Annotated in this window: 13 protein-coding genes; 5 read left to right on the top strand and 8 right to left on the bottom strand. The window is 44.2% G+C overall.

The genetic code is table 11. The annotated features are described in order from the left end of the window. Positions 1-66: 66 nt before the first annotated feature. The 4 genes from HA050_RS20865 to HA050_RS20875 all read left to right on the top strand — a co-directional run bounded on the left by HA050_RS20865 (position 67) and on the right by HA050_RS20875 (position 4232). The gene (locus HA050_RS20865) at positions 67-576 is read left to right on the top strand and encodes an SMI1/KNR4 family protein (protein WP_166830334.1); all 510 of its coding nucleotides are present in this window, start codon (positions 67-69) and stop codon (positions 574-576) included. A gap of 57 nt (positions 577-633) precedes the next feature. Further along, complete coding sequence (locus HA050_RS22405; protein WP_277344437.1) at positions 634-756, top strand: hypothetical protein; 123 nt, start codon at positions 634-636, stop codon at positions 754-756. Between the two features lie 1798 nt (positions 757-2554). Next, positions 2555-3346, top strand: a complete 792-nt coding sequence (locus HA050_RS20870) for a transporter substrate-binding domain-containing protein (protein ID WP_166830335.1) — start codon at positions 2555-2557, stop codon at positions 3344-3346. A gap of 340 nt (positions 3347-3686) precedes the next feature. Beyond that, a complete protein-coding gene (locus tag HA050_RS20875; RefSeq protein ID WP_166830337.1) occupies positions 3687-4232 on the top strand; it encodes a hypothetical protein in 546 nt (181 codons plus the stop codon). Positions 4233-4396: 164 nt separating this feature from the next. Here HA050_RS20875 and HA050_RS20880 read toward each other — a convergent pair whose 3' ends face one another. The 3 genes from HA050_RS20880 to HA050_RS20890 all read right to left on the bottom strand — a co-directional run bounded on the left by HA050_RS20880 (position 4397) and on the right by HA050_RS20890 (position 7100). Next, the gene (locus HA050_RS20880) at positions 4397-5203 is read right to left on the bottom strand and encodes a hypothetical protein (protein ID WP_166830338.1); all 807 of its coding nucleotides are present in this window, start codon (positions 5201-5203) and stop codon (positions 4397-4399) included. 272 nt (positions 5204-5475) lie between these two features. Beyond that, positions 5476-6456 carry a 23S rRNA (adenine(1618)-N(6))-methyltransferase RlmF gene (gene rlmF, locus HA050_RS20885; protein WP_166830340.1) on the bottom strand — a complete coding sequence of 327 codons (981 nt, stop codon included), beginning with the start codon at positions 6454-6456 and terminating at the stop codon, positions 5476-5478. Positions 6457-6644: 188 nt separating this feature from the next. Further along, complete coding sequence (locus HA050_RS20890) at positions 6645-7100, bottom strand: hypothetical protein (protein WP_115226259.1); 456 nt, start codon at positions 7098-7100, stop codon at positions 6645-6647. Between the two features lie 515 nt (positions 7101-7615). On the opposite strand from HA050_RS20890, the gene HA050_RS20895 reads away from it, so the two are divergent. Beyond that, entirely contained in the window at positions 7616-8116 is a 501-nt protein-coding gene (locus HA050_RS20895; protein WP_166830342.1) for a DUF3016 domain-containing protein, read from the top strand. Positions 8117-8288: 172 nt separating this feature from the next. Here the strand turns inward: HA050_RS20895 and HA050_RS20900 are convergent, their stop codons facing one another. The 5 genes from HA050_RS20900 to HA050_RS20920 form a co-directional block, all read right to left on the bottom strand. Continuing rightward, positions 8289-8552 carry a DUF5710 domain-containing protein gene (locus HA050_RS20900; RefSeq protein ID WP_166830294.1) on the bottom strand — a complete coding sequence of 88 codons (264 nt, stop codon included), beginning with the start codon at positions 8550-8552 and terminating at the stop codon, positions 8289-8291. A gap of 58 nt (positions 8553-8610) precedes the next feature. Continuing rightward, positions 8611-9165, bottom strand: coding sequence for a PqiC family protein (locus HA050_RS20905; protein WP_166830344.1), 555 nt, complete (start codon positions 9163-9165; stop codon positions 8611-8613). Further along, positions 9162-10841, bottom strand: coding sequence for an intermembrane transport protein PqiB (pqiB, locus tag HA050_RS20910; RefSeq protein WP_166830346.1), 1680 nt, complete (start codon positions 10839-10841; stop codon positions 9162-9164). The genes HA050_RS20905 and pqiB overlap by 4 nt, the downstream gene beginning before the upstream one ends. A gap of 67 nt (positions 10842-10908) precedes the next feature. Continuing rightward, positions 10909-12129 carry a paraquat-inducible protein A gene (locus HA050_RS20915; protein WP_240929212.1) on the bottom strand — a complete coding sequence of 407 codons (1221 nt, stop codon included), beginning with the start codon at positions 12127-12129 and terminating at the stop codon, positions 10909-10911. A gap of 197 nt (positions 12130-12326) precedes the next feature. Further along, the coding region (locus tag HA050_RS20920; RefSeq protein ID WP_205836538.1) for a YSC84-related protein at positions 12327-12663 on the bottom strand (337 nt) is incomplete at its 5' end.

A 12663-nucleotide genomic window follows, 5' to 3' on the forward strand; every position in this document is an offset into this window, starting at 1 on the left:
AAAATGGGCGGGTGAAGTATACCTGATCAAAAAGATGCCATTATTGGTAGTACGGCGCTGGATTCAATGAAAAATAATTTAATAAAGAAATTAAAAAAACACGGTTGGATTTTTGAGCATACTGATAAAAATAGAAAAGAAAAGGATAATAAAGAAATTGAAATAATTAAAAAAACAAGCATCAACCTCTACAAATGGTGCTCTTTTTTTGATGCGTTATATAGCAGTGCAGAGGATGAATGGTTTTTATCTTTAAATGATTTTAGAAATAATTCCGACTCTTCTTTTTCGTGGAATGAATTTGAGAAGATATGTATTGAATCTTGTTCTAGTCCAAAAGAAGAAATAGAGGTAAGAATTTTTTGGAGTGGTCATTTACCTATTTTTATGTCAACAAAAAGTGGATATCAATACTGGGCAATAAAAACAAGTGGTGAGAATATTGGGGCTATATATTACGGTAGAGAACCGGAGTTCGAAGAGGTAACCAAAATCGCAGAAAATTTCGACGATTTGATAAAAAAAATTAATTTATCTCTTGATACAAACAATAAGATACTTGGCATTGATTTTTAATGATTGTTTTTTTATAAAATACAATCATTAAAATATGTGTTTTTTGAGGAGGCGGCAATGGGCTGGTGGAATATACCCGATCAAAAAGATGCCGTTATTGGTGATGCGGTGCTGGATTCAATACGACATTTTTTAAAAGAATTTAGCCATGAATACATCGCGATTTGCTGCATGCTGTAGTCGCCAAAAGAAAATATTTTAATGATATCTTCTTGGTTTGTGGCGGATTCTTCAATGTAATTGTCAAATAATTTTGCTGATTGGCAGCGCTGAAAAATCAAGGCAAAGTCTTGCATTAGCACATAATGAAGTCAGTCTGAATTTGAAAATAAGTGAATGTAATACTTGCCCCCAAAGCCCCTGTGGTATTGGGCGGCATCACTCCGAAACAAAAACTGGCATTACATGCCAGACCTCTACTTTTAAGTGAACTAAAAAATGGGGGATTAGCGTCTGGGATACAATTGGCCATCATTTTGAGAAATTAGAAAGGCATCTTAAGACATTTTAAAATAATATTATCAAGTGAGAGTAATTATGAATTTAATGGAAATGATTTACATATCATTTGTTTTTTCTGGCTTGATATTTATGCCTTTTTTTTGTTTTTTATTGGCTTTTTATTGTAAGGAAAATTTATATAGAAATGACTAAAAAAAGGTATCTTGACAGCAATAGTGCTTTGATTAATTTTATTAATAATAAGCGATTTATTCTTGATATATTGATTAATGACGAGTATGAAAAACTGAAAGATAACGATATTAATAATCATTTTTGTAAATTAAAAAAAATAAAAAGTATAGCTATTGCTGTTTATTGTTTTTCTTTCATGGTTATTTTTATAATATTATATTATATGGATAAACAATAATATATTTAATTATACTTCTTACTCAAGGCCGCAAGTCGTAATATCTAAATAGGAAAGTTTAGCACGGTAGTTTGGGCTGAGCTTGCTAAGCCCAACGTTTCCCGAAATGGTAATCTCACCTGTCAAACTTTTGCTGGCTATATTCTGAATTGCACCTACGATACCGCAAGCCAAAAAGCTTAAGACCGTAAGCCGTAATGAATTCGCAGGGTTTAATAAATCTGGATGATTCTCAGGCGCATTACGCAATATGAGCAGATCAGCGCATAGACGTCTCATATCACCTCAGGTGCAATGCTTCTTGGCTGAGCGACATAATATTCCAGTAACTAACTCCAATTAACTTTCAACGATACTTTCTTATTTGTTCTTTGGCTTGTTGAACTGATTTTGTTTCGTTTTTTATAAGAAAAATAAAGTCCCTCAATTACAGCTCTCCACTATGCTGCCAAGGAAAGACAGGTACTTTATCTATACAGGATTTTGCTAGAAAACTGCCAAAGCTGTGGCTATGATTTAACACAAAAAACCATGGTTTTATAGTATCTCATTCGGCTAAAAAGCAGACGTTAATTATCCGCTATTTCTTAATAGTTAATATACTCTTGGCAGGTAACTTACTATGCAAAATAAAAAAATAAAAATTAGAGTCAGGTCTTGTGAAAATTGGAGTCAGGTTTTGCAATCAAAAAAATAGCTAGTCCAGATTATTGGATTGAAAAAATTGACCCTTATTTTGTTTTTACAAAAAATCACATACAATATATTTTATATTGATAAACAAAAATAAATAATGGCAAAGAAGTTAAATGTCATAAAAAAACGATATTACGCATTAGTCATTATTTATTTCGTGCGCATTTTATTCAATTATCATAAAAAAATATTTCAATACAATTACAACAAAGCCGGACATTGATTATGCCTTAATCATAAGAACCTATTCATCATAAACAGAGAACTGCACAGGGAGACATTAAATTTACAATAAAAAATTCAGTAAAAAAGTAAAAAATCAATATATTAAAAAATTTGTTTATAAATTTTAATTCATTCAACTTACGAAAAAATCACCTGTTCAATAACAAGTGATTAAGGTTATTTATGCTACACATATTTATCGCGATTTTATTAAGTGCTATTACTCTAACAGCTCATGCCGATTTGCTAGATACCGTCAAAGCACGGGGTGTTCTGATTGTAGGTATTGGCCCAGACAACCCGCCTTATGCAAGGCGGAATAAAAACCAAACATTTTCAGGCTATGACATTGATTTCGCATCGCTTATTGCAAAAAAAATAGGGGTCAACCTGCAAGTTGTTGACTTAAACCCAAACGAGCGTATTTCAAGTGTAAAGTCGGGGAAAATTGATGTTTTAGTGGCTGCATTTACTAAAACCCCAGAACGTGAGCGCGAAGTCAGTTGTAGCCTGGGATATTTTGTTGCCGCCCAAAAAGCATTAAGTCGTAAAGGTCGCTACCACAGCCCGGAATCACTGGCAAATGCCCGCCTTGGTACATCCAAAGGATCTACTGGTGAAAGTGTCTCACGTAAAATGTATCCCAATGCAAACATCTTAACTTTTACAGATACCCCTCATGCAATCGAGGCTTTAGAGCAGGGAAATATCGATGCAGTCATGCATGATGAGCCAGCGCTGGCTGCAGCACTGAACAAAATGAAAAACAAAGCTCAATATGAGATTTCCAACTTTGTTAATACCACTGAGATTCTCGCCATTGCCGTAAAACTGGGCGAAACACGCCTGATGAATCTGGTTAACGAATCACTGATTGATTCAGAAAAAAACGGCGAAGCCGCGCAAATTTTTAATCGCTGGTTTGGGCCTGACACCAATACAGCCTTCCCGCGCACGTTTCGTATCAATGGCTAATCTATTTTAAAGACATGCGCGGCAAAGTTTTTTGCCGCGCACTATCCGCTCATAAAAAAAACAGAAAAAGCGGTTGGATTTTTGAGCATACTGATAAAATCAGCAAAGCAAAAGATAATAAATAAATTGAATAAATTATGAATTTTCATTTTAATTTAATTAATTTTCGAAAAAATATATTGAGTCTTGCTTCAGTTCAATTAAAAAATCATATATTTTCATCATCAAAAAACGTAAATATATTCCTTCATTGTTTTTTATAATTTTCTTGAATAAAATGCCATAAAGACCCTATTAATATCAAATTTCATCGCAGCAGCACGTCAAAGGAGGATGTTTTATGAAGAATCGTATTTTGGTGGTGTTGGTGATGGGTGTACTGTTAAGTGCTTGTGGCAAGAGCCGTGAGGAAGAATTAAAAGAGCAGCATAGCAAGGGTGCAGAGCTGGTTGAAGATAAGGCTGCCATGGCCAAGGGGCTGGGGGATGCGCTGCAAAAAGATGGTAAAGATGCTGCGCGCAGTCTTACTCAGGGTATTGGCGGTGTGGTCAAAGGCATGGCTCAGGGCGTAGATTCTTTAGAAGCTGATTTTAGGATTCAATTAAGCGACAGCGCTAAAAGCCAGCAAATAAAAGCCGAGCGTGCCGTTTTGCAGGAGAAAAATGCAGAGGGGCAGAAGGGTTTAAAAGTCTATGTGCAGAGTACGCAGGCTTTTAAGGGTAAATTACAATTACGGGCTTCAGATGATAAAGGCTCAGAAATTGGGCGCAGCCAGAAAGTAGAGCAAAATCTTGCTGCTGATGATGCAGCCTATGTTGATTTCAGATTTGATGCAGCAACCCCGCTAAGCCGTGTCGCGCAGTTTACAATCTACGCCATTCAATAATAAAAAAGACGCTTATTTTCTAAGCGTCTTTTTTATTTGATCATAAAATTGCTTTTGTCGCTGTGAGCGGATAAATCTCAGGGTCTGTTGGCGTTTCCTTCACAATTGCGCTGCGCCGTAAAACAGAGCCAAATGCAGCGCAATGAATGAAACGTCAGTGCCCCCTAGTACCAGATACGGATATAATTTTTAGTACTATTTGGATAGGATACCAACTCCTGAATAACGTAACGTATGCCGTTTACATCTCTGAGCTGATAAAACTGCATATTGCGAAAACCCGTATTATCCAGTGTGGGCAGGCTTTGCCCCATGGCTAATTTATTCAGCTCTGTCACTGAAAAGATTTCTTCGATCTTATTGCCATTTTTAATGCTTGCCCCGCCACTTGCATCAAATACCATTGCCCTTCTGCTGCCTTCTTCTGAACAGCTGCCACGCTCATAACGCTTGCTCAGAAAGCTTTTGTCTGCAAACAGGCTGCTGTCGTACTGGCGGTTTGCAGCGGCATTAATCAAAAAATACTGCTGATCAGGCGAGCATAAAGAAATAAAATCCATTGCCGGATTAGCTATACCTTTTGCCCCATTACCTATATTTGCGCGTGATTTTTGATCTGCATAGAGCAAGAAATCAATACGATTGCCACTTATTTGTTCAGAGCCGCCGGTAAAGTTATCCCCATCCAGATTCCACGGACGGCCAGCAGTAAAGATAAAGCCCAAGCTGCCTTGCTTAGATTGAAAATGACGCTTTTGCCCATCCAGAAAGACCTCACCATTTGTACTTTTTACTGTAACAGGAATCGCATTACTTCCGGTTTCTGGCTTATAAGAGAGGTAGTTCTTCGGCCCATTCCAGGGATCAGGAGCAGGTGTGGTTGAATCGTCAAATATTCCCCCTCCTCCACAGGCTGAAAGTAAAACAGCGCATACCGCCACTGCTGCTGTGGAGATAGAAATTGGCCTCATGTTTATTACCTTTTATTATCAATTTATTGCGGCCCGATCACATTGACCAAAGCTGGTGATCCTTTGCATCTTTTATGCTGGCCACGGTGAATAAGCAAATTGATCAAGCCAATATGCCGAAAAAATACACTTCAGCATTAGATGCCAGTAAAAAAGTGAAGTTCAGCCTGTATGACTTTATACCGGAATAAATAGCCCCAAAAAAAGCCGCCAGGTTTTATCCTGGCGGCTTTTTAATTGGGGCTCTATTTGGGCAAAAAATAGATCTGCTGTTAACTGCGCCAGCGGCTTTTTGCCCAGAGTTTTTGCTCGGCTTCGGTCATAAAGCTCCACGCCACTACACGGCTGATTTTATTGCCCTGGGCCATATCCAGCGTTTTAACCTGAATCGCGCCAATTCTTTCCAGCGCCTGATATACCAGCGGCAAATTATCCTGCTTGGAAACCAGGGTAGAGAACCACAGGCACTGCTGCTTAAACGGGCGGCTTTGCGAGATCATGGTGCGTACAAAGCGCATTTCGCCGCCTTCGCACCACAGCTCATTACTCTGGCCGCCAAAATTGAGTACCGGAGGCGGCAGACCTTTGCCCTTGGCGTGGCCAGTACCTAAGCTGCGTAATTTGCGTCGTGTGCCACCCGCAGCATCTGCAGCAGAGGAATGAAATGGCGGGTTGCACATGGTGAATTCAAATAAATCTGCGGGCTTGATCAAGCCTTCAAAGATGTTTCCTGCATCGGCCTGGTAACGGCAAACAAGGCCGTCTTTTAAGACTTCATTGCGCTCAAAAATCTCATAAGCATTATCCAGTGCCAGGTCATCGGTATCGCTGCCGGTAAACTGCCAGCCATAAGCCACTTTGCCCAGCATAGGGTAGATGGCATTAGCGCCCACGCCAATATCCAGCACCTGCACGGCAGCGCCACGCGGCACCACGCCTTTATTGCTGGTGGCAAGAAGATCAGCCATGGTGTGGATATAGTCTGCGCGGCCAGGGATTGGCGGGCAGAGGTAGCCTTCTGGCAAGCCCCACTCTTTAATGCCATAAAAGTGGCTGAGCAAGGCACGATTCAGCGTTTTTACTGCCGCCGGATCAGCAAAATCAATCGATTCATCGCCATAGGCGTTCGGTGCCACAAAGGGAGCCAGATCGGGGCAGCTGGCAATCAGCGCGGGGAAATCATAGCGGCCGCGATGCGGGTTACGCGGGTGAAGATTATTTTTAATTGCGGGGAATTCTTTTTTTTCAGACATTGTAGCTGCTGCCGTACGGGGTAATCATTGGCCGAACCTTAACAGAAATGAAGGCTTGCCAATATGTAAACCGGCATTCAGATCTGTTGGGCGGGATAATCGGAAGCGTAAAACTCAAAAATGGCCACTGCATTTGTGCGGCAATGGCTTTTGCATATTCGCGGAGGCAAGCTCCGCGAATTTAATCTTTATTCAGTGGCCAAAAATGGTCGCGTTGCAAAATTCTGGGCTATTTTTTCCAGCTGGCGCAAGGTGTCGCCACGCAAGGCGTGAATGCCGTTATCACCTTGAAAATTAGCGCGTACTGCGGCAGAAAAATGCTCGCGCAGCCATTTACTGGTTGCCTCGACGGCTTCATCGCTGTCTGAGCCTTCAAACCACATGCTTTGTGCGTGTGCAGGATCGTAGAAGATGGTTGAGTGCACATCCACCAAGGGCACTTTCACTGCCGCTTTATCGCTCCAGCGAACACAGGCCAGTAATTGCACGCTGCCTTTTTTACCTGTTGGTGTTTTAACAACCCAGATGCGATCGGGGAAGCTTTCGCTCAGCTCGGCCAATTTGCCGCGGGATGAACGAAACCAGCCAATATGCCCGGCAGCCATGTCTGCTTTTACATCTTTCCAATAGTACAGAACATCCATATTGAAGACTTCCTTAGTTCGTTAAATACTTGCATCGTTTGCAGGCCGGATTGGCAAGATGAATCAAACCTGGCTTATTTAAATCCCTAAGCGCGGGTTTAATCCCTCTGTTTTTAATAAGGCAACTTAAAAAGCGTCAACCAATCCAATGACCGCCGGATTGTGTTGTTTAATCATCAGAAGCCTGTGCCCAGACCTTACAAATACGGTGTGATTTTGAAGCATTCAGTCATACAAACAGCGACTTGCTAAAGAAAATTTCAGATCAGTGTGGAGAATTTACTTGTTCAGCCACAAAAACAACATTAAGTTTATCCCATTATTGGCCCGATAAGCAGATCAATCAGTGCCTATAATCACGATAGCAGCTTATTGAGCCTGCTATTTACTGATATTTAAATCAGCCCATTCAGTCATCCGGCATAAAACTCTGGCAACACTTTGTTTTAAAAGTATTTATTTATAAATAAAATCCAGTCATCCCTCGATAGATATCGGTCATCGGAGATTCAAAAGTGAAGAAAATATTCCTGAGTTTAAGCCTGTTGGCACTGACAGTTAGTAATGCATGGGCCGGGGAGGCCAAAATCACATGGCAAAACCCTGAAAAATTCAGTGATATCCGCGCCTCGCATGAGCGTGAGGATCGTTTTCAGGAAAGGCTGTTTAAACATTTTGATAAAGTATTTACCGATCTGGCTGCGCAATTACCCAGCGATGCAAAGCTGGAAATCACAGTAACAGACTTTGATCTGGCCGGTGAAATTAACCCCCGCCCTGGCAGCCGGTATAATGACATTCGTATTATCAAAGATATCTACAGCCCCAAAATCACATTTAATTATGTTTTTAGCTATAAAGACCAGATTGTTTCCGGTGCAGAAAACTTGCGTGATTTAAATTTTATGTCGGGCCTTGGCCGGTCCGGCCAAAGAGCAGAATTTGAATACGAAGAAAAAATGATCAGAAAGTGGTTTGCCAAACTACAAAAGAATCAGACATTTCCTGCTCAGTAAATTTACCCGGGACTCTGCTGACAAGAAATTCTGCACTGGTTAATCTTTATTCCCAGCTTTATCAGTAACGGCAAAGGTTATCTGCCCAAAACAGCGGCAATAAAGCGTTAGCATATAAAAAATCAATACAGGCTAATTCGCCCCCCAAACGATCGAGGGGGGAATTGGCCATTTATTTTAGAATAATGTCGTGGTCTGTAACGTCCCAGGGCGGCTCACCGTAATCAACCCCTTCCTGTATGGGCAATGGCCTGGTGGCGGGTTTTACAGGCGCAGAAACGGCAGCAGGTGCTGCTTTATCATCTATCCATTGCAAAAACGGGCTAAGATCGGCCTTATCCACGATATACCACACTTTTTTGGCCGCATCCCAGCGTGCGCCCAAAGCCTTTGCGCTGTCTTTTTCAGCAAAAGGCACTTTCAAATTCACCCGCATTTTTAATCGCTCTTTAGTCTTTTATTTAATCTGATAAAACCGCTTAATTCAGTTTTAGCTAAAAAATTAATTCCTTGCTTATTTGCTGGCTCAATTGATTTAAGCCTTCAGCCAAAGCCAGTACAAGTGCCTCGTAGCCAGCGCCCTCCTGCGCAACTTCAAGCTGAAAAGACGATTGCATCAGTAACTTTTGCGCTGCATTTCGTAAATACCAGCGCCCTGCCAATACAGCTTTGCCATCATCGCGGCCATTAAACTGCGTTATTTCCATGCTTAGCGTATTCACTCTGGCATCAGGCGCCGATCCCAGCCAAAGCTGGCCGGGTTGTTGCTGCTGCATTCTGGCCACAAGGACGCGCTTTATACCTTCTTGCAGCCTTTCTGCCCACAAGTTTTGCTGGGCAAGCGTAATACCCACCTCGCCCTGCTGATAGGCAATGCCTCCCGCTGATAAAAAGTCGGCCAGCCGGATATCCAGCAGCACTACCGGCCGCTCTGGCCCGGCTGTCTGCTGCGGAAGGGCAACGTCGGGCAGGCGATAATAACGGGTAACGGGCACGCTGCTGCACGCGCTCAGTAAACACAGCCCGATCAGGGCGATACGCAGTTTCATGGCTTGGCCCCTTTCGGCTGAACATCTTCCTGCTTGCGATCAAACAGCAGCACATTTGGTTTTTCATTCAGCGTACGAATCACGGGCCTCGCCTCTTGTAATACTTGATTTAAGCTGCCCAGGGCACGGTTTAATTCGCCATAGGCGGGCGATTGCCCGGAGAAATCATCCATGGTGCTGCGCACGGTATTTAAAGTGTCCTGCACCTTGCTTAAAGTATGCTGCAACTCTTCAGGCAAGCCTTGTACCTGGGGCTGGCGGGCAAAATCATCCAGCGTTTTAACCAGAACACGGATATCACCAGCAAGCTTGCCGGTTTCATCCAGTGTTTTATTACCCTTTTCCAGCACGCCTTCCAGCTTCAGGCCATTGAGCTTATCAAGCAAGGCGATAACTTTGTTTTCAATTTGGGCAAGACCACCATCGCCGGTAGGCAGTATGGGCAGGCCAGCGTATTTATCCAGCACTTTTGCCTGCGGCTTGCCACTAAAATCAACGTCAACATATAAAGAACCCGTCAGCATATTGCCATTTTTAAGCTTTAAAACCATCCCGCTACCCACTTGGGTGGCAATGACTTTACGCCAGTAATCATCGCTCTCGTTTTCTGCCCCGGCAGCCAAACGCCCAAGCTCTAAATAAATCATCACAGGAATACCATGGTATTTGCGGGTTTTATTCTCCAGCTTAGGAATGGCATAAGGCACCGCACCAACCGTACCAATCCGCAGCCCCCTCAGCTCCACCGGAGCGCCGGGCTTTAAGCCGCGCACCGAGTCACTGAAGAGCGCGATATAAGGCAGGCGGCGCTCAAACTGGCGCTCCAGCGAGCTGGCTTCATCAGAAAACAAAGTAAACGCACTCTGATCTTTAACCTGCTCGCCCAGGGGCATATTTTCCGGCACACCAAAAGCAACGCCACCAGACAATACGGATTCCAGCGAGCCAGCATTGAGCTTAATACCATCTGCACTGAGCGCCAGCTGCACACCACTGGCCACCCAAAAGCGTGAATTCTCCGTAACCAGACGATCATAGGGGCGCTGAATAAACAGGCGATAATTCATTTGCCGCTGCTCAGGATCAAACTCGGCTTTCTCTACACGGCCCACTTCAAAGTTCTGATACAAAATCGGGTCGCCCACACTCAGCACCTTTACGCTGCGGCCAGACAGCTGCAAGCGCAGCCCCGGCACATCGGCAGCCGTCACCGGCGGATCATTCAGCACCGTAAAAGCGTTTTTCATATTGCTGGATTTGCCCGGATTAAGCTGAATAAATGAGCCGGACAATAGCGTGGATAAGCCACTGATCCCACTGCGATCCACCCTTGGCTTTACCATCCAGAACTGGCTGTCTTCGTTTAATAAACTGCCCGCTTCCACATCCAGCCTTGCTGTTACTCGCACCCGGTGGCCTAAAGAATCAAGCTGCACATCGGTCACCTTGCCCACATTCACCGAAAGCACTTTGACTGTGGTTTTACCCACTTCAATTCCCTCGGCATTAGGCATGTACAACACGATTTCCGGCCCCTGATGCAGCCATGTATCAAACACCATCCATGCCCCCAGCAAAAGCGCGGCAACCGGCACCAGCCACACTAAAGATATCCTGCGCAGCCAGCTTATTTTTGCCTTGGGTAATTCCACCTTATATTCTGCCTGCTCTTCCATACGCTTTATCCTGTCATGCCCGGGCCTTGCCCATAAACGTGCATCCTGCTGATTTAAATTTGCGGGCTTACGGGTCTGCCCTGCTCTGAGCATCCCAAACCAGCCGCACATCAAAACTCAATGCAGACAACATGGTAAACACCACGACGCCTGCAAAAGAAACCGCGGCCACGCCGGGAAATACCGACATCAATTTACCCATATGTATTAAAGCCACCAGAATCACCACCACAAACACGTCCACCATAGACCAGCGCCCAATCAGCTCGGTGATGCGATAAAGCCGGGTGTAGTGCAGCGCACTTCTTTTTGATTTGCCTTGCGCCGCAATACACAGCACCACGATGGAAATAAATTTCACCAGCGGTACCACCACACTGGCCACAAAAATAATCGTCGCCACAGGATAAGAGCCCATGCGCCACAGCAGCAGCACGCCTTCCAGAATGGTGGAAGGCGTACGCTCGCCAAAAGACTCTGTAATCATCATGGGGTACAGGTTGGCAGGCAGATAAAGCAGCATGGCGGTAATGAGTAAGGCCCATGTTATCGCTAAGCTGTGCGGGCGGCGATCATAAAGGCGGGCATGGCAGCGCCCGCACTTCCGGGCTTGCCGGGCATTAAAAAAGCCGCACACAGTGCAGGCTTTTGCCCCATTCATTCTGAGCTTTTGGGCAGGCAAGCCCGCTAAATGATCCAGCTGAAAACCAAACCAGTGCACATCAAACACGGTAACGGTTTTAATCAGCGATAGCGAAAACAGCAACATGGCCCAAAATGATAAGCCAAGGCCAATTTGCGCCAGTGCGGCCAGTTTAATCAGGCTGACCAGAATGCCAATCACAAAAACATCCGCCATCATCCATGGCTCCAGCCGTATGGCCAGCCGCAGCACACTGCGAAGCCCGGGCCAGTGCACAGAGCATTTCAGCGCCAGCGATAAATAAATCACTGCACATAAAAAAAGAGCGGGGGTCAGCAGCACACAGCTCAGCAACACATTGGCCACAATGCCAAAATCGGCCTCGACCAATGATCTGGCGCTGCTAAAAAAGGTCATCTGGCTTTCCACACCGGCAATATGCAAATTAAGCAGGGGAAAAGCACAGCTTAAGATCAGTAAAATAAGCGTAGTCAGCGCATAGGCCAGCGGAGTATCAAAGGGATGCGGCGGCACACTGCAAAGATGATGGCCACAGCGTACGCAGCTTGCACCTTGCCCGGCGCGCAATTCATCCATATTTTGTAGTAAATCGCACTGAGCGCAGTGTATTTCATGTGCAGGCAAACCCGGCTCCTGCTGATCCATAGATCGTGCAACAGCGTACTGCCTGGTAAAGCGCTTCAATAGAGATTGAAATTTTTCAGACAAATTGAATCAATACCCATAAAAATCAGCACGGATGCCTGCTGAAAGCCTGCCTAATCTGCCCTATACGCATAAAAGGCAGATGACAGGCTTGCAAAGTAAGCGCCGGTACTGGCTTATTTTTTATTCAGATCTCTATTCACCATATATTTAGCCCCATTCACAGTGGCTTCGGCGGTTAAGCCATTTTCGGTGAATTGATAAACATAGACATCCTTCCCTAAATGCTTAGCACCGGCAATCTGCCCTCCTGTTTTACCTGCCTTGGCAGCTGCACCGGCCTCACCGCTGGCGCTCCAGCCTGAGGTCACAAACTTGTTATAAGCTTTATTGCTGGTAAACACCCAAACCTCACGGGTTTCCTTAGCCCCAAGCCCTAAACCTACCTTGCCCTGCAGCATATCCATATAGGTACGTTTTCCGCTGGCAACGGCGACCCCGTCACCCCCGCCC

It is taken from the genome of Iodobacter violaceini (genome assembly GCF_011601265.1).
GTDB lineage: Bacteria > Pseudomonadota > Gammaproteobacteria > Burkholderiales > Chitinibacteraceae > Iodobacter > Iodobacter violaceini.

What these genes read in the sequence shown, in the direction of transcription:
- HA050_RS20865 (WP_166830334.1), top strand. Translation starts at nt 67, where the DNA reads ATGAAAAATAATTTAATAAAGAAATTAAAAAAACACGGTTGGATTTTT.
- HA050_RS22405 (WP_277344437.1), top strand. Translation starts at nt 634, where the DNA reads ATGGGCTGGTGGAATATACCCGATCAAAAAGATGCCGTTATTGGTGAT.
- HA050_RS20870 (WP_166830335.1), top strand. Translation starts at nt 2,555, where the DNA reads ATGCTACACATATTTATCGCGATTTTATTAAGTGCTATTACTCTAACA.
- HA050_RS20875 (WP_166830337.1), top strand. Translation starts at nt 3,687, where the DNA reads ATGAAGAATCGTATTTTGGTGGTGTTGGTGATGGGTGTACTGTTAAGT.
- HA050_RS20880 (WP_166830338.1), bottom strand. Translation starts at nt 5,203, where the DNA reads ATGAGGCCAATTTCTATCTCCACAGCAGCAGTGGCGGTATGCGCTGTT.
- rlmF (WP_166830340.1), bottom strand. Translation starts at nt 6,456, where the DNA reads ATGTCTGAAAAAAAAGAATTCCCCGCAATTAAAAATAATCTTCACCCG.
- HA050_RS20890 (WP_115226259.1), bottom strand. Translation starts at nt 7,100, where the DNA reads ATGGATGTTCTGTACTATTGGAAAGATGTAAAAGCAGACATGGCTGCC.
- HA050_RS20900 (WP_166830294.1), bottom strand. Translation starts at nt 8,552, where the DNA reads ATGCGGGTGAATTTGAAAGTGCCTTTTGCTGAAAAAGACAGCGCAAAG.
- HA050_RS20905 (WP_166830344.1), bottom strand. Translation starts at nt 9,165, where the DNA reads ATGAAACTGCGTATCGCCCTGATCGGGCTGTGTTTACTGAGCGCGTGC.
- pqiB (WP_166830346.1), bottom strand. Translation starts at nt 10,841, where the DNA reads ATGGAAGAGCAGGCAGAATATAAGGTGGAATTACCCAAGGCAAAAATA.